The sequence below is a fragment of the Xylophilus sp. GOD-11R genome (assembly GCF_033546935.1).
Taxonomy (GTDB): Bacteria; Pseudomonadota; Gammaproteobacteria; order Burkholderiales; family Burkholderiaceae_C; genus Xylophilus.
On the sequence record NZ_CP137854.1, the window covers coordinates 3,712,584 to 3,727,265 of the forward strand.

Here is a 14,682-nt window from a genome sequence, read left to right on the forward strand (position 1 = left end):
CAGTAGCAGTGACGTGCGTTCGAGCGCAGGCACTGGCTTTCAACGAAAATCGAGATAGCCTGAGATCACCGAATAATTAAACCGAGAGATAAGCAAATGGCTGGACCGCTAAAAGGCATCAAGATTCTGGACCTGACTTCCGTGGTGATGGGTCCGTATGCTACGCAGATATTCGGGGACTTCGGCGCGGACGTGATCAAGGTGGAGAGCCCCGACGGGGACATCATGCGGCACATGGGCGCGGCCAAGCGCCCGGCCATGGGCCCGATCCACGTCGCGCTCAACCGGAACAAGCGCAGCCTCATGCTCGACCTGCGTCAGCCCACCGCCCGCGAAACCTTGCTCAAGCTTGCTGCCACCGCCGATGTGTTCGTGCACTCGATGCGGCCTGACGCGATCGAGCGGCTCGGCCTCACCTACGACGCGCTGAAGGCCGTCAAACCCGACATCGTCTACTGCGGCGCGTACGGTTACGGCAAGGCCGGCCCCTATGCGCTGGAGCCGGCCTACGACGACATGATCCAAGGCATGTGCGGCATGGCCTCGATCAACCAGCACCTGGCCGGCGAGCCGCGCTTCACGCCGACCATCGTGGGCGACAAGGTTTCCGGGCTGACCATCGCCTATAGCGTGCTGGCGGCCCTGTTTCACCGCTCCCGCACTGGCGAGGGCCAGAGCATCGAGGTGCCGATGTTCGAGTCGATGGTGTCTTTCATGATGATCGAACACCTCTGGGAACGCGCCTTCGACCGCGAAAACGGCGCCGCCGGCTACCCGCGTGTGATGAGCCAGTTGCGCAAGCCGCACCGCACCTCCGACGGTTATGTCTGCATGCTTCCATACACCGATCGCAACTGGAAGGACTTTTTCGCATTGGCCGGCCGCCCCGACCTTGCCGCCGAACCGCGCTACGCCACGGCCACCAGCCGCAGCCAGAACTACGAGACCCTCTACGCCACGCTTGGCGAGATCATTTCGGGCAACACCACGGCGCACTGGCTGAAGCACTGCGGCGAGCTGAGCATTCCGGTCGCGCCGGTCAACAGCCTCGACGACCTGTTCAGCGACCCGCACCTCGAAGCCGTCGGCACCTTCTTCACCGCCGAGCACCCGACGCTCGGCAAGATCACCCAGGTGAAGCCGCCGGTGAACTTCAGCGCCACGCCGAGTGAAGTGCGCACGCTGGCGCCCAGGCTGGGTCAGCACAGCCAGGAGATCCTGTCCGACGCCGGCTTCACGCCTGAGGAGATCGCGGTGCTGGTTGCCGCCGGAGCCACCGCCGCCTGACCGGCCGCCCCGCCCGCTCACTGTTCCCGCCGCCGGCCGGCAAACGGACCCGCGTTTCAGGCCGGCGGCCTTTTGTGCCAGAAGAGAAAACGAGACATGAGACAACGCCGCTTCGCATTCACCAACGCTGCAAACATCGCAGCCAGTGCCGCCACCGCGATGGCACTGGCCTGCCTCGTCCCACTCGGGTCGGCGCAGGCCCAGGACTACCCTTCCAAGCCGATCCGTCTGGTGATTCCTTTCGCCGCGGGCGGGCCGACCGACACGCTGGGACGCGGCTTCGCTCAGCAGCTCTCGCAGGTACTCAAGCAGCAGGTTTACGTCGACAACAAAGGCGGCGCTGGCGGCGGAATCGGCGTGGACATCGTGGCCAAGGCACCGCCGGACGGCTACACCATCGCATTGGGTACGAACGGTCCGCTGGCAGGCAACACGGCGCTGTTCAAGAGCATTCCCTACGATCCGGTAAAAGACCTCGCGCCCGTCGCGCGGGTGGCCTTCGTGCCGAACGTGATCGCGGTGCATCCGTCGATCCCGGCAAAAACGCTGGCCGAGCTGATCGAGTTCCTGAAGGCCAACCCCGACAAGTACAGCTTCGCCTCGGGCGGCAACGGCACCACCTCGCACCTGGGCGGTGAAGCCCTGAAGCTCGCCACCCATACCCGCATGACCCATGTGCCCTACAAGGGCGACGGCCCGGCGCTGGTCGACGCCATCGGCGGACAGGTGCCGATCATCATCGCCAGCGTCACCGCGACCGCGCCCTACGTGCAGGCCGGCAACCTGCGCGCGCTGGCCGTCACGTCACGCACCCGCAGTCCCAATCTGCCCGACGTTCCCACCGTGGAACAGGCGGCCAACCTGCCAGGTTATGAGTTCGCGGCCTGGTACGGCGTAGTGGCGCCGGCCGCCACGCCGCCAGCCATCGTCAAGCGGCTGGCCGACGCCACCCTGCAGGTAATCGGCTCGCAGCACATGGCCGACAAACTGCTGTCGATCGGCGGGCAAGGTGCGCCGATGGGCAGTGCCGAGTTCGGCGCATTCATCAAGACCGAGGTACCGCGCTGGTCACGCATCATCAAGCAGGTGGGCGCTACGGCCGACTGAAGCGGCTGGCAGCGAAAGCCTGCCGGCCGCTCAGGCCCGCAGGCTTTCGACGTGCGCCAGCAAGGACATGCGCGCCATGTCGCGCAGAACCGGCGGCACGTTGGGATAGACCAGCGGCAGCCAGTCGTCGAGCCCACCCTCGGGCATGGCGCTCATTGCCTCTGCCACCCGCCTCTGGCGATCCTGGCGATGCCGCCGCAGCCGGCCTATCACCGCAAGCGGCTCGTGCATGGCCCAGCCGTGCGCCGGCAGGATGAACTCCACGTTGCCGTCGCAGCAGACGGCTTCGAGCCGGTCGAGCGAGGCCAGGTAAGCGCCCATGTTTCCGTCCGGTGGCACTACCACCGGGCCGTTGCCGTTAAGGATGTGGTCGCCACTGAACAGCAGCCCGTCCTGCTCCAACACCAGGCAAAGGTGATTGGCCGCGTGGCCCGGCGTGTGGTGGACCCGCAACCGGTATTCGTCCGCGCCGCCCGACAGCTCCAGTGCCTCGCAGTCGGCCAGCATCCGATCGGGTTGAAAGAAGCTCGTCGGGCGAGCGTGCGGCCCGGAGGGCAAGCCCAATACCGGCGCCTTGAAACCGAGCGCCGAACAGGCCGCCTGAAGCAAGGGCGCGGCCGGCGAGTGGTCCGAATGCGAATGGGTGCAGACGATGAAACGCACCTGCCCGCCGGTGGCAGCCACGATGCGTGCGACATGTTGGGCATCGGCAGGCCCGGGGTCGATCACCGCGAAATCGGTTGCCGGCGTGCCGACGAGATAGGTGTTGGTGCCGGGACCGGTCATGTGGTTGGCGTTGGCTGCGGTGAGGCGCGCAACGCCGCGGCTCAAGGCGACCGGCGCGTCGTGCCGCCAGTCCAGCGCGTGCAGAACCTGGCCGTCGGGGCAGACCAGCGCCAGCTCACCGAAGGGCGCGTCGTCTTCCATGAAGCGGCGCACTTCGCCGGCCACGATGCCGCCGCGCGGGCAACTGGTCCAAAGCGCCGTATCGCCGCCGTTCACGTCGGTACAGGCGGCGATGAGCTCGTCAACCGAGCTGTAACGCGCCAGCCGCTCCAGTGTGCGGCGGGTGGGGAACATCATGGCGAAGCGGCCTTCGTCGTGGCGGCGCAGGGCATCGACCATGCCGACCCATTCGGGCGCAAACTGCTCTGCATCGTCTGCTACCGGCACCTGGCCTTCGGGCGCGCGTGCCACCAGAAAGGGCACGTCGAAGCGACGCGCCAGGTCGCGGTCGGTGATCCAGTGCGCGACCATATGCACCCGGTCTGCAGCCAGCGTCAGGCCACGCTCCAGGCATTGTGCGAAAAGCGGCGCGTGCCGGTCCAGACCAGCGAGCAGGGCCGGGTCCGCCAAGTCGCCATCGCCAACACCGTCCGCCGGGTAGGCGAGCAGCACGCCGAGCTCTTCCCAGGCCTCGCGGATCGCGGCCAGTGCGTGGGTCAGCGCGGCGTCGGCCTGGCCGGGCCGGCGGCGAGCCAGATGGTGCGCCTGTCCATCCTCGGCATCGACCTGCCCGCCCGGAAACACATGGGCGCCAGGCGCGAAGCTTGCCGTGGCGGAGCGCCGCGTCATCAGCACCTGCAAGCCGGCAGGCGTATCGCGCAACAGCAGCAGCGTGGCTGCCTCACGCAGCGGCGCTGCCGGCCGCTGGGGATGGAGCAGCTCGGCCGCCCTCATGCCGATGGGCGACGGCGGTACATCAGCGTGGCGGTCATTTCCTGAGCGATGGTGCCGTCGTGCTTTCGGCACTGGCGCAGGAAGCTCACCACGCCGCGGTCGGGCTTGCTCGACTCCTTCTTCTCCAGCACCTTGGAATGCAGCCGGATCGTGTCGCCATGCTTGACCGGGCTGAGCATGCGCCAGGCGTCGATCTGCAGCAGCGCCAGCAGGGTGCCGTCGTTCACGCCACTGGCGTACTGCAGGCCACCCATGATTCCGTAAATCAGCGGGCCATGGGCGATGGGTTCGCCGAAGGGTGTCGTCTTGCAGTACTCGAAATTGGTATGAACTTCATTGAAGTCGCCGGTGAGGCAGGCAAAGTTGACGATGTCGGTAGAGGTGACGGTGCGTGCCGGGCTGACGAATTCGTCGCCCACCACGAAGTCGTCGAAATACTTGCCGCGTGGTGCTGGGGTGTCGCTCATTGGGAAATCCTTTTGTCTCTGGTCTCTGATCGGGTGGCTGCGGGAGCCGTACGCGTCAACCCTTGGCGTTGGCCAGAATGGCAGTGCAGTGCGACGAAAGGATGCCGCCCTCGTTGTGCACCAGCGCCACTTCCGCGCCCTGCACCTGCCGTTCACCAAGGCCGCCGCGCAGCTGCCGCACTGCCTCCACCATGCCGAAAAGCCCGCCGGCCGCGCCCGCATGGGCGTGCGAAAGCATGCCGCCGTGTGTGTTGACCGGCAAACGCCCACCGATGCGCGCATGGCCCTCGGCGAAGAACGCGCCGCCCTCCCCCGGCTTGCAGAATCCGAGCTCTTCCAGTTCGATGATCGGCACGATGGTGAAGCAGTCGTAGAGCTCGGCCACGTCGATGTCCTGCGGGCCAAGGCCGGCCATCGCGTAGGCGATGCGACCCGACTCGGTAGCGCCAAATTCGGTGAGGCTGGGCGCGCACATCAGGTGCTCGTGCGTGTGGAACTCGCCAATGCCCTGCAGGTAGATCGGTTTGGCTTTGAGGTCCTGCGCGCGCTCGGCCGACGTAACGATGAATGCGCCGCCAGCATCGGAGATGAGGCAGCAGTCCAGCATGCCCAGCGGGTCGGCGATCGGCTTGGCAGCCAGCACTTCTTCCAGCGTCAGCGGTTTTTTCATGTGGGCGTTGGGATGCAGCAGCGCATGTGCCCGGGTATTGACCGCCACCTCAGCCATCTGCTCGCGAGTGGTGCCATACACGTGCATGTGGCGCTGGGCGATCATGGCGTAGAAGCCCGGAATCGAGGTGCCGTAGGGCTGCTCGAAATACGGGTGACCCACCGCCATCAGCGAAGCGACCGCCGCGTCGCGGCTCTGGCCGGTGGCGCGGTTCTCGCCGGCGCAGACGAGGATGGTTTCGGCTTGGCCCGACACGATGGCCTCGGCGGCATGCTTGAGCATCACCGCCGGGCTGGCGCCGCCGGCGATCAGCGACGCATTGAAGCGCGGCTGGATGCCCAGGTACTCGCACAACACCGAGCCCAGCATGAAGTATGGCTCGGTGAAGGAATATGCCGTCAGCACACCGTCGATGTCAGAAGGCTTGAGCCCGGATTCGTCGAGTGCCCGCTTGGCCGCCTGGGCATTGAGGCCCAGGCCGGACATGTGGGGCACACGCCCGATCTCCGACTCGCCCACGCCCACGATGGCGACTTGGTTCTTGATGGATGTCGCGTTTTTCTTGCTCATGTGTCTTCTCCTCAGGCCGAGCTGCGCTGGAACTGCGGCAGCAGGTCGCCATCGCCCCGGTCCTCGAAGGCCACCGACACGCGGTCGCCGATGGCGACCTGCAGCGCGTCGTCGCCGACCAGGTTGGTGATCATCCGGGGGCCTTCGTCGAGCTCGACCATCACCACCACGTAGGGCGCATTGCCGGCGAAGGTCGCGATGGGCGCGCGGCGAATGATGGTGAAGCTGTGCACCACGCCAGCGCCCTTGCTGTCGACCCATTCGAGCTGGTCGGACCAGCAATGCGGACACAGGTAGCGTGGCATGAAGTGCAGCTGCTGGCAGGCGCTGCAGCGGCGGATGAGCAAGCGGCGTTCGCGCGCGGCGGCCCAGTAGGGTTGCGAGTCGGCGTTGGCGACCGGTTTCGGAAGCTGCGGGGTGGCGTCCATGTTCTCGTGTCTCCTTGGCGGTTTCTTTCCGGTTCAGATCTGCTCGACCAGTTCCGGCACCACGGTGAACAGATCACCCTCGATGCCGTAGTCGGCCACGCCGAAGATCGGCGCTTCCGGGTCCTTGTTGATCGCCACGATCACCTTCGAATCCTTCATGCCCGCCAGGTGCTGGATGGCGCCGGAGATGCCCGCGGCGATGTAGAGCGTGGGCGCGACGATCTTGCCGGTCTGGCCGACCTGCCAGTCGTTGGGCGCGTAGCCCGCGTCGACGGCCGCGCGGCTGGCGCCCAGTGCGGCGCCGAGCTTGTCGGCCAGCGGCGTCAGCACTTCGGTGAACTTGTCGTTCGAGCCCAGCGCCCGGCCGCCCGAGACGATGATCTTGGCCGCCGTGAGTTCCGGCCGGTCGCTCTTGGTGACCTCGCGGCCGACGAAGGCGCTCTTGCCGCTGTCGGCGACGGCACCGATCTTCTCGACCGGCGCGCTGCCGCCTTCAGCCGCCGCCGCATCGAAGCCGGTGGTGCGCACCGTGATCACCTTGGTCGCATCGGCGCTTTGCACCGTGGCGATGGCGTTGCCGGCGTAGATCGGGCGCTCGAAGGTGTCGGGCGAGTCGACCTTGGTGATGTCGCTGATCTGCGCCACGTCGAGCTTGGCGGCCACGCGCGGCGCGGCGTTCTTGCCGGCTGCGGTCGCGGGGAACAGGATGTGACTGTAGGCCGGGGCCAGGGCCAGCACCTGCGCGGCGACGTTCTCGGCCAGGCCTTCTGCCACGCTGGCGCCATCGGCCAGGATGACCTTGGCGACACCCGCCACCTTGGCGGCGGCGTCGGCCGCGCCCTGGGCATTGGCGCCGGCGACCAGCACGTGCACGTCGCCGCCGCAGGCGAGCGCGGCGGTGACGGTGTTGAGGGTGGCGGGCTTGATGCCCGCGTTGTCGTGTTCGGCAATGACAAGGATGGACATGCTCAGATCACCTTCGCTTCGTTCTTGAGTTTGGCGACCAGCGTGGCCACGTCGGGCACCTTGATGCCGGCGCCGCGCTTGGGCGGCTCGGCGACCTTGAGGGTCTTCAGGCGCGGGGCCGGGTCCACGCCCAGGTCGGCGGGGCTCACCGTCTCCAGCGTCTTCTTCTTGGCCTTCATGATGTTGGGCAGCGTCACGTAGCGCGGCTCGTTCAGGCGCAGGTCGGTGGTGACGATGGCCGGCAGCGTGAGCTTGAGGGTTTCCATGCCGCCGTCGACTTCACGGGCGACCGTGACGCTGTCGGCCGTGAGTTCGACCTTGCTGGCAAACGTGGCCTGCGGCAGGTCGCACAGGGCGGCGAGCATCTGGCCGGTCTGGTTGCTGTCGTCGTCGATGGCCTGCTTGCCCAGGATGACGAGCGAGGGCTGTTCCTTGTCGACCAGCGCTTTCAGGATCTTGGCGACGGCCAACGGCTGCAGTTCGACGTCGGTCTGCACCAGGATGGCGCGGTCGGCGCCGATGGCCAGCGCGGTGCGCAGGGTTTCCTGGCACTGGGCGACGCCGCAGGAGACGGCGACGATCTCGGTGACCAGTCCCTTCTCCTTGAGGCGCACGGCCTCTTCGACGGCGATCTCGTCGAAGGGGTTCATGCTCATCTTCACGTTGGCGATGTCTACGCCGCTGCCGTCCGACTTGACGCGGACCTTCACGTTGTAGTCGACGACCCGTTTGACGGGGACCAGAATCTTGACGCCCATGTCAGATGCCTTTCGCCTGGCGTGCCTTTGCCACCTGGGCGCGCCGTGCCGGCGCATAGGGTTCCTGGCCGAGGGCACCGTAGAGCGCCAGAGTCACGTCGTGGTGTTCTGCCAAGCCGGTGCGCTCCAGCAGCGAGATCGGGCCTTCGGGATAGCCCAGCCCCAGGCACAGGGTCTTGTCGAGGTCTTCGGCGCTGGCCAGTTTTTCGTCGAGACGGCGCAGCGCGGCATTGAGATAAGGGCGGATCAGCCGGTCGATGATGCGGCCGGGAAAGTCGCCGCAGACCGCCACCTTGAGGCCGGCGGCCTCGAAGGCGGCGCGTGCAGCGGCGATGGCTGCTTCGCTGGTCGCGGGCTGGCGCACCAATTCCACCAGCAAAGAGGGATCGGCGCGGCCTAGCCGGAAACGAGCGAAGCCGACCACGTTGGAACCTTCCTCGCCACGCGATTCGCCGGTGTGTACGCCCAGACATTCCTGTCCGAGTTCGATCGCCACGAAGGCGCTCGAGGCGAGGTCACCGGCTGCGGTGAAGGCGGCACCGGCGCCGTCGCCGGTGAACACATGGCCGACGCCGTCGGTCGTGGCCTGCTCGACGAAAGGATGCGCGGCAGGAAAGGAACGGCTGTCGCCCGAGGCGGTGATGCGGTAGGTTGTCATGGGCTCAGGCTCCAAACATCTTGCTGTCTTGGTAGCGGTGGAATCCGCGGCCGGTCTTCTTGCCCAGCCAGCCGGCGGCGATCATCTTCTTGACCAGCGGCGGACAGGCCGCGCGCGGCTCATTGGTCACGCCGTGCATCGCCTCGCACAACAGCTTCTGGGTGTCCATGCCGACAAGGTCGAGCAACTCCAGCGGGCCCATGGCGTAGCCCATGCCGGCCTTGATCGCCAGATCGATGTCGGCGGCCTCGGCCACGCCCTGCTCCACCAGACGGATCGCGTCGTTGTTGAACGGAATCAGGAAATAGTTGAGGACGAAGCCCGGCGTGTCCTGCGTGCGCACCGGCTTCTGGCCCAGCGCCTCGCACACGGCCCAGGCCCGCTGGAAGGTGTCGTCGCTGGTGCTCAGGCCGGGCGACATCTCGACGAGTTTCATCAGCTGCGCGGGCAGGCAGAAATGCATGCCAACGAAACGGTCGGGACGCCCGCAGCCGCCGGCGATCTCGGTGATGCTGATGGTGGAGGTGTTGCTGGCGAAGATGGTGGTCTCCGGACAGATCGCATTGAGCTTGCCGAAAAGGTCGTGCTTGACCGGCAGGCTCTCGTAGACCGCCTCGATCACCAGGTCGCAGTCGGCGAAGTCCGCCAGATCGGTGGTGCCGCTCCAGGCGCCCATGATTTCGGGCAGTTTCTCGGCGGCGAGCTTGCCGCGCTCCACGCTCTTGCGCAGAAAGCCTTCGGTCTGGCCGCGTGCCCGGTCGATGGACTGCTGGCTCACGTCGAACACGCGCGTGCGAAAGCCGGCTCGCGCGCAGACGATGGCGATGCCGGCACCCATGGTTCCGGCGCCGGCGATGCCGATGGTCTTGATCTCGCTCATTCCTGTCTCCTTGGATTCGTTGCTCAGCGCTGCAGAAAGCTGCGCCCCACCAGTTGGCGGTGGACCTGGTTGGTACCTTCCCAAATCTGGGTGATCTTGGCGTCGCGCATCAGGCGCTCCACCCGGTAGTCCTTGCAGTAGCCATAGCCGCCGAACAGCTGGACTGCGTCGGTGCTGACCTTCATGGCCAGGTCGGTGGCGCGCAGCTTGAGCAGCGACGCCTCAATGCCGAAATCGGTGGCGCCGGCGTCGACCCAGCCGGCCACCTGCCAGAGCCAGCCCTCGACCAACGCGAGCTCGGAGGCCAGGTCGGCCACCATGAACTGGATGCCCTGGAATTCGAGGATGCGCTTGCCCGACTGCCGGCGTTCGTTGATGTAGGCCACGCTGTCCTCGAACGCGGCACGCGCGATGCCCAAGGCATGCGCGGCCACGCTGGGACGCGATTTGTTGAGCGAGGCGAAGAGGATCTTCAGGCCGTCGCCCGGATTGCCCAGCAGGTTGGCGCGCGGCACGCGGCAATTGTCGAAGGCCAGGGTGGCAGTGCTCGACGCGCGGGTGCCCATCTTGTCCTCGAGCCTCACTACCGACAGGCCCGGCGTGCCCTTTTCCAGCACCAGCACCGAGATACTCTCCTTGGCTCCGGCAATGCCCTCCCATTTGCCGAAGAGCAGGTAGAGATCGGCCACGTCACCGTTGGTGATGAAGGTCTTGCCGCCGTTGACGACGATCTCGTCGCCCTCTTCGCGGAAGGTGGTGCGCATGCCGGTGGCATCGGAGCCGGCGCCCGGCTCGGTGATGGCCAGCGCGCCCAGGCCGCCCTCGGCGATCCGGGGGAGCAGGCGCTGCTTCTGCTCTTCCGAGCCCCAGTCGATCAGCGGCTTCATGCCGTGGTAATTGGTGGCCCAGATGATGCCGGTGGAAGCGCAGGCCTTGGAGATCTCGCGGCAGCAGGCCAGGTAGGCGGTATAGGACATCTGCGCACCGCCATAGGCCTCGGGGATGAACATCGCGTTGAGCCCCAGTTCGTTGATCGACTCGACGTGCTCCCAGGGGAACTCGCCAGTGCGGTCGAAGTGCTCGGCGCGCGGCGCGATGCGCTCGGTCGCCAATTGCTGCACGCTGTCGAACAGCATGCGTTCGTCGTCGTCGAGCGCAATGCGGGAATCGAGTCTTTGAAGGATGGTCATGTCTTGGTTTTCCTCAGTGCGCGATGCCCTGGCCACCGTCCACGTAGATGGTCTCGCCGGTCAGGAAGCCGCCAGCCGGCGTGAACATGGCGGCGACAAGCTCGCCCACGTCGCCGGCAGTGCCGGGCTCGCGGCCCGGGATGCGTTTGTCGAGATAGGCGCGCAGCGGCCCGCCGGGCGCCATGGCTTCGCCGTTGAGGTCGGTGACGATGTAGCCGGGCGCGATGTTCATTACCCGGATTCGCTTTCCGGCCCACTCCACCGCCAGGCAGCGGGTGATGGCGCCCACGGCCGCCTTGCTGGCGCAATAGGCCAGGTTGCGCTTGACGCCGAGTTTTTCGAAGAAGGAGCCGATGTTGACGATGACCCCGCCGCCGCCGGCCACCAGGTGCGGATAGGCCGCCTGGCACGCTGTGACCACCGAGGTGGCGTTGGTGTCCATGACCTGGTGCCATTCGTCCAGGGCCAGTGCGGCCGACGCGGCGTCGATGTGCACGCCGGCGTTGTTCACCAGGCCCGCGATGCGCCAGCCTTCGGCGGTCAACTGACCGAAGGCGGCGGCAAGCGAGCCGGCCACGGTGACATCGGCCTTCAAGCCGATCCAGCGCGCGACGACGTCGGCCGGTGCGTTGCTGCAGGCCGGCATGCCGCCGGAGCGCGACAGGCAGGCCACGTGGCGGCCCTGGCGGGCCAGCGCTACGGCGATGGCCGCGCCGATGCCCCGGCTGGCGCCAGTCACGACGATGCATTCCCTCTGGCTGTTCTCACTCATCGCGGAAAACCGCCTTTCTTTTTTCGACAAACGCCTGCATGCCCTCCTCGGCATCGCGGGTGCGGTAAGCCAGCGTGGAAAGATCGGCTTCCATGTGCAGGCCCTCGGCCAAACCCATGTCGGCCGACCGCAGCACCGCCTCGCGGGCAAACTGCAGGGCGCGCAGTCCGTGGCCGGAGAACTCGCGGGCGTAGGCTTTGGCATGCTCGAGGCCCGGCGATGGCACGATGCGGTTGACCAGCCCGATGGCCAGCGCCTCTTCGGCTGCCACGGTCCGACCGGTCATCACCAGCTCGAGCGCGCGGCCCATGCCCACCAGGCGCGGCAGACGTTGCGTGCCGCCGTAGCCGGGGATCAAGCCGAGCTTGACTTCGGGCAGGCCGAACTTGGCGGTCGGCACCGCCAGCCGCAGCGTGCAGGCCAGCGCTAGTTCGCAGCCGCCGCCGAAGGCATAGCCATTGACCAGCGCGATGGAGGGAATCGAAATGCGATCGAGCAGCGCGAACACCGACTGGCCGCGCACCGCTCCCTCGCGCTGGGCGGCGAGCGCGCGGTTCTGCAGTTCCTTGATGTCGGCACCGGCGCAAAAGGCTTTCTCGCCCTGGCCGGTGATGATCAGCGCACGCGCCCGGGAACGTGCGGCCTTCATGATGTTCTCGCCGATCAGGTCGATCAGCTCGAAGCTCAGGGCGTTGAGGGCTTCCGGGCGCTGCAGCGTCAGCACCGCGAATTCCTCGTCATGTGTCAGTTCGATCATTTGTCGGTGGCGGGTACGGGGGTGGGAGCGCGGTATCGCACGGGCTGCGGATGCAAGCGGCCGTCACGCACCCATTGGGTGAGTTCGCGCTTGAGGATCTTTCCGCTGGCTGTCAGCGGAAATTCGGTGACCACGGCGTAGAACTCAGGCATGTCGAACTTCGACAAACCTTCGCGCGCCAGGTGCTCCAGCAGCTCGGCAGCCTCGGGGCCGTCCTCGTGCGCGGTGATGGCCAGGCAGACTTTTTCGCCCAGGCGTTCGTCGGGCACGCCGAAGGCCGCGGCTTTTTTCACAGCTGGATGGCGGTGGGCGTATTCCTCGATGTGCGCCGGGTGGATGTTGTGGCCGCCGCGGATGATCAGGTCCTTCTTGCGGCCGACGATCTGCAGGTTGCCGGCCTCGTCGAAGCGGCCCAGGTCGCCGCTCAGGAACCAGCCAGAGCGGTTGAAGGAGGCCTCCGTCGCCGCCTGGTTGCTGAAGTAGCCGAGCATCAGCACACCGCCCTTGCCGCCGATCTCGCCGACCTGTCCGGCCGGCACTCCCACGTCGGGGTTGTCCGGGTTCCACAGTCGCACCTCGTAGGCCGAGCAGGCCTTGCCGCAGGTGCTGGTGATGACCTCCACCGGGTCGGCGGGCTTGGTGTACTGGTGCGAGCCGTTCTCGGTCATGCCGTAGACGTTCTGCGGCTTGGCGCCGAGCGACAGCAGGCGCCGCGCGGTCTCGGTGGGAATCGGCGCGCCGGCCATGTAGAACACCTTGACCGAACCCAGCTTCTTCAGGGCCCGCGCATCCACCTCCTGCAGCAAGTCCATGGCGTGCGTGGGCACGCCCATCACGTAGGTGGCGCCGGTCATCTCCAGCCAATCGATCGCCTTCACGCCGGCGCCGGGATCGTGCATGACCAGCTCGCAGCCTGCCACCAGCACCTGCTCCAGCGCCACGGTGCCGATGTGATGGCTCATGGGGCTGAGCGTGAGCAGCACCGTGCTGTGGTTCTGGCCCCAGTCGGCGACCATCGAGCGGCCGTTGGCCAGCAGCGTGTTGTCGCTGTGCATCACGCCCTTGGGCGTGCCGGTGGTTCCGCTCGTGAAGGCCAGGTAGACGATCTTGTCCGGATGCGTGCTGGCAGGCGGCAGCGGCAGGCGCAGCGGCTGCGTCGCCTCCGGCATGGCGCGCGTGCTGGGTGGCAATTGGGCATCGGACTTCGCGAGCGGTGGCAGGGCATAGACCCGGCGCATGTGCGGGAGGTCGAGCGCGCGCTCGAAGACGTCGGCCGTGGCTGCGTCGGCGCCCCAGCCGGGCTGGGCCAAGAACGCGGCGCAGTCGATGCGCTTGAGCAGTGCCTCGATCTCGGCCACCGTGTAGTTCTGGTGCAGCGAGGGGTTGCAGACGTAGCCGTTGCGCGAGCAGGCCAGCATCACCACTACCGCCTCAACCCGGTTGGGCAGCCAGACCGAGACCCGGTCGCCGCGCCGCAGCCCGGCCTCGTGCAAGTCGGCGGCCAAAGCGTCGGTCCAGGCCACCAGCGCACTCCAGCTCAGGCGGCGGGCGCTGTCGCGCACCGCGAAAGCGGCGCCCCGCTCGTTGGAATGGCCGCGCGCCAGGGAATACAGCGTGTCGGTCTGCCAGACACCGGAGACGTAGTTCTCGCGGGCAACGGCGGGATCGTGGAGGGTCAGGAGGTGCGACATATCGTGCGCTTCCGTTTGTGTCAGTGTCCGAATTGCGAGGCGTCGGGGGCACGGCGCTCGGCGAAGGACCTGGCCAGCTCCTCGTGCTCCTTCGTGTCGAGGTAGCCGCGCAGCAACAGGTCGTGCGCCATGCGCGACAGGCCGCCCACGCCACCGTGCCGGGCGTTGAAGGCCCCTTTGATCGACGCCAGCGCGAAAGAGCCACGGTCGGCCACTTCCAGGGCGAACTTGCGGGTGGCCGCGGCCAGTTCGGCGTCGGGCACCACCTGGTTGATCAGGCCCCATTCCTGCGCCTCGCGGGCGCTGAGCTTGGGGTTGCGGTACCACATCTCCTTCGCGCGCTTTTTGCCGACCAGGTCTTCCAGGTACCAGGTGCCGTAGCCCGCGTCGAAGCTACCCATCATCGGACCGACCTGACGAAACACCGCGCTTTCCTTGGCGATGGTCAGGTCGCACACCATCTGCAGCACGTTGCCGCCGCCGACAGCGAAGCCGTTGACGCTGGCGATCACCGGCTTCTGCAGCCGGTCGATGGCCTCGTACATCTCCAGCGTGGGCAAGACGCCGGCATACAGCAGCGTCTCCTCCATGCCCTCCTTGCGTCCGCCGATGCAGAAGAAGCGGTCACCGGCGCCGGTGATGACCACCACACGGGTCCGCGTCTCGCGGCGAATCTCGTTGATGCAATCGCGGATCTCGTGGCACATCAACGGCGTGAACATGTTTCCGTCTTCGGGCCGGTTCAGCGTGATGGTTCCGACGGGGCCGTCTTCGGCGTAGATGATTTCCTTGAATTCCATT

At 66.9% G+C, this 14,682-nt stretch carries 15 protein-coding genes; 2 read left to right on the forward strand and 13 right to left on the reverse strand.

Translation table 11 applies throughout. The features are described 5' to 3' along the window. The first annotated feature begins 96 nt into the window (after positions 1 to 96). Both R9X41_RS17210 and R9X41_RS17215 read left to right on the forward strand, forming a co-directional pair. Complete coding sequence (locus R9X41_RS17210) at positions 97 to 1,287, forward strand: CaiB/BaiF CoA transferase family protein (RefSeq protein ID WP_318631666.1); 1,191 nt, start codon at positions 97 to 99, stop codon at positions 1,285 to 1,287. Between the two features lie 96 nt (positions 1,288 to 1,383). Then, positions 1,384 to 2,394 carry a Bug family tripartite tricarboxylate transporter substrate binding protein gene (locus R9X41_RS17215; protein WP_318631667.1) on the forward strand — a complete coding sequence of 337 codons (1,011 nt, stop codon included), beginning with the start codon at positions 1,384 to 1,386 and terminating at the stop codon, positions 2,392 to 2,394. Between the two features lie 30 nt (positions 2,395 to 2,424). On the opposite strand, the gene R9X41_RS17220 is transcribed toward R9X41_RS17215, so the two are convergent. Genes R9X41_RS17220 through R9X41_RS17280 form a run of 13 tightly spaced genes read right to left on the reverse strand, consistent with a single transcriptional unit; the run spans position 2,425 to position 14,681 of the window. Further along, positions 2,425 to 4,074, reverse strand: coding sequence for an MBL fold metallo-hydrolase (locus R9X41_RS17220; protein WP_318631668.1), 1,650 nt, complete (start codon positions 4,072 to 4,074; stop codon positions 2,425 to 2,427). Further along, on the reverse strand, positions 4,071 to 4,541 hold the full coding sequence (locus R9X41_RS17225; protein ID WP_318631669.1) for a MaoC/PaaZ C-terminal domain-containing protein: 471 nt from the start codon (positions 4,539 to 4,541) through the stop codon (positions 4,071 to 4,073). Before R9X41_RS17225 ends, R9X41_RS17220 begins: the two co-directional genes overlap by 4 nt. A 55-nt stretch (positions 4,542 to 4,596) precedes the next feature. After that, positions 4,597 to 5,781, reverse strand: a complete 1,185-nt coding sequence (locus R9X41_RS17230; protein ID WP_318631670.1) for a thiolase C-terminal domain-containing protein — start codon at positions 5,779 to 5,781, stop codon at positions 4,597 to 4,599. An 11-nt stretch (positions 5,782 to 5,792) separates the two neighbouring features. Next, the gene (locus R9X41_RS17235; RefSeq protein WP_318631671.1) at positions 5,793 to 6,209 is read right to left on the reverse strand and encodes a Zn-ribbon domain-containing OB-fold protein; all 417 of its coding nucleotides are present in this window, start codon (positions 6,207 to 6,209) and stop codon (positions 5,793 to 5,795) included. A gap of 33 nt (positions 6,210 to 6,242) precedes the next feature. Further along, a complete protein-coding gene (locus tag R9X41_RS17240; RefSeq protein ID WP_318631672.1) occupies positions 6,243 to 7,175 on the reverse strand; it encodes an electron transfer flavoprotein subunit alpha/FixB family protein in 933 nt (310 codons plus the stop codon). 2 nt (positions 7,176 to 7,177) lie between these two features. Next, positions 7,178 to 7,933, reverse strand: coding sequence for an electron transfer flavoprotein subunit beta/FixA family protein (locus R9X41_RS17245; RefSeq protein WP_318631673.1), 756 nt, complete (start codon positions 7,931 to 7,933; stop codon positions 7,178 to 7,180). 1 nt (position 7,934) lies between these two features. Further along, positions 7,935 to 8,591: a 3-hydroxyacyl-CoA dehydrogenase family protein gene (locus R9X41_RS17250; RefSeq protein ID WP_318631674.1), complete on the reverse strand. Its 657-nt coding sequence runs from the start codon at positions 8,589 to 8,591 to the stop codon at positions 7,935 to 7,937. Positions 8,592 to 8,595: 4 nt separating this feature from the next. Continuing rightward, positions 8,596 to 9,471: a 3-hydroxyacyl-CoA dehydrogenase family protein gene (locus tag R9X41_RS17255; protein WP_318631675.1), complete on the reverse strand. Its 876-nt coding sequence runs from the start codon at positions 9,469 to 9,471 to the stop codon at positions 8,596 to 8,598. 23 nt (positions 9,472 to 9,494) lie between these two features. Further along, the gene (locus R9X41_RS17260) at positions 9,495 to 10,661 is read right to left on the reverse strand and encodes an acyl-CoA dehydrogenase family protein (RefSeq protein WP_318631676.1); all 1,167 of its coding nucleotides are present in this window, start codon (positions 10,659 to 10,661) and stop codon (positions 9,495 to 9,497) included. A 13-nt stretch (positions 10,662 to 10,674) separates the two neighbouring features. After that, a complete protein-coding gene (locus tag R9X41_RS17265; protein WP_318631677.1) occupies positions 10,675 to 11,433 on the reverse strand; it encodes an SDR family NAD(P)-dependent oxidoreductase in 759 nt (252 codons plus the stop codon). Beyond that, positions 11,426 to 12,190 carry an enoyl-CoA hydratase/isomerase family protein gene (locus tag R9X41_RS17270; RefSeq protein WP_318631678.1) on the reverse strand — a complete coding sequence of 255 codons (765 nt, stop codon included), beginning with the start codon at positions 12,188 to 12,190 and terminating at the stop codon, positions 11,426 to 11,428. The genes R9X41_RS17265 and R9X41_RS17270 overlap by 8 nt, the downstream gene beginning before the upstream one ends. Then, complete coding sequence (locus R9X41_RS17275; protein ID WP_318631679.1) at positions 12,187 to 13,881, reverse strand: class I adenylate-forming enzyme family protein; 1,695 nt, start codon at positions 13,879 to 13,881, stop codon at positions 12,187 to 12,189. Before R9X41_RS17275 ends, R9X41_RS17270 begins: the two co-directional genes overlap by 4 nt. Positions 13,882 to 13,901: 20 nt before the next feature. Beyond that, positions 13,902 to 14,681: an enoyl-CoA hydratase-related protein gene (locus R9X41_RS17280; protein WP_318631680.1), complete on the reverse strand. Its 780-nt coding sequence runs from the start codon at positions 14,679 to 14,681 to the stop codon at positions 13,902 to 13,904. Position 14,682 lies beyond the last annotated feature (1 nt).

What these genes read in the sequence shown, in the direction of transcription:
- R9X41_RS17245 (WP_318631673.1), bottom strand. Translation starts at nt 7,933, where the DNA reads ATGGGCGTCAAGATTCTGGTCCCCGTCAAACGGGTCGTCGACTACAAC.
- R9X41_RS17215 (WP_318631667.1), top strand. Translation starts at nt 1,384, where the DNA reads ATGAGACAACGCCGCTTCGCATTCACCAACGCTGCAAACATCGCAGCC.
- R9X41_RS17210 (WP_318631666.1), top strand. Translation starts at nt 97, where the DNA reads ATGGCTGGACCGCTAAAAGGCATCAAGATTCTGGACCTGACTTCCGTG.
- R9X41_RS17240 (WP_318631672.1), bottom strand. Translation starts at nt 7,175, where the DNA reads ATGTCCATCCTTGTCATTGCCGAACACGACAACGCGGGCATCAAGCCC.
- R9X41_RS17280 (WP_318631680.1), bottom strand. Translation starts at nt 14,681, where the DNA reads ATGGAATTCAAGGAAATCATCTACGCCGAAGACGGCCCCGTCGGAACC.
- R9X41_RS17265 (WP_318631677.1), bottom strand. Translation starts at nt 11,433, where the DNA reads ATGAGTGAGAACAGCCAGAGGGAATGCATCGTCGTGACTGGCGCCAGC.
- R9X41_RS17255 (WP_318631675.1), bottom strand. Translation starts at nt 9,471, where the DNA reads ATGAGCGAGATCAAGACCATCGGCATCGCCGGCGCCGGAACCATGGGT.
- R9X41_RS17235 (WP_318631671.1), bottom strand. Translation starts at nt 6,209, where the DNA reads ATGGACGCCACCCCGCAGCTTCCGAAACCGGTCGCCAACGCCGACTCG.
- R9X41_RS17275 (WP_318631679.1), bottom strand. Translation starts at nt 13,881, where the DNA reads ATGTCGCACCTCCTGACCCTCCACGATCCCGCCGTTGCCCGCGAGAAC.
- R9X41_RS17220 (WP_318631668.1), bottom strand. Translation starts at nt 4,074, where the DNA reads ATGAGGGCGGCCGAGCTGCTCCATCCCCAGCGGCCGGCAGCGCCGCTG.
- R9X41_RS17260 (WP_318631676.1), bottom strand. Translation starts at nt 10,661, where the DNA reads ATGACCATCCTTCAAAGACTCGATTCCCGCATTGCGCTCGACGACGAC.
- R9X41_RS17225 (WP_318631669.1), bottom strand. Translation starts at nt 4,541, where the DNA reads ATGAGCGACACCCCAGCACCACGCGGCAAGTATTTCGACGACTTCGTG.
- R9X41_RS17230 (WP_318631670.1), bottom strand. Translation starts at nt 5,781, where the DNA reads ATGAGCAAGAAAAACGCGACATCCATCAAGAACCAAGTCGCCATCGTG.
- R9X41_RS17250 (WP_318631674.1), bottom strand. Translation starts at nt 8,591, where the DNA reads ATGACAACCTACCGCATCACCGCCTCGGGCGACAGCCGTTCCTTTCCT.
- R9X41_RS17270 (WP_318631678.1), bottom strand. Translation starts at nt 12,190, where the DNA reads ATGATCGAACTGACACATGACGAGGAATTCGCGGTGCTGACGCTGCAG.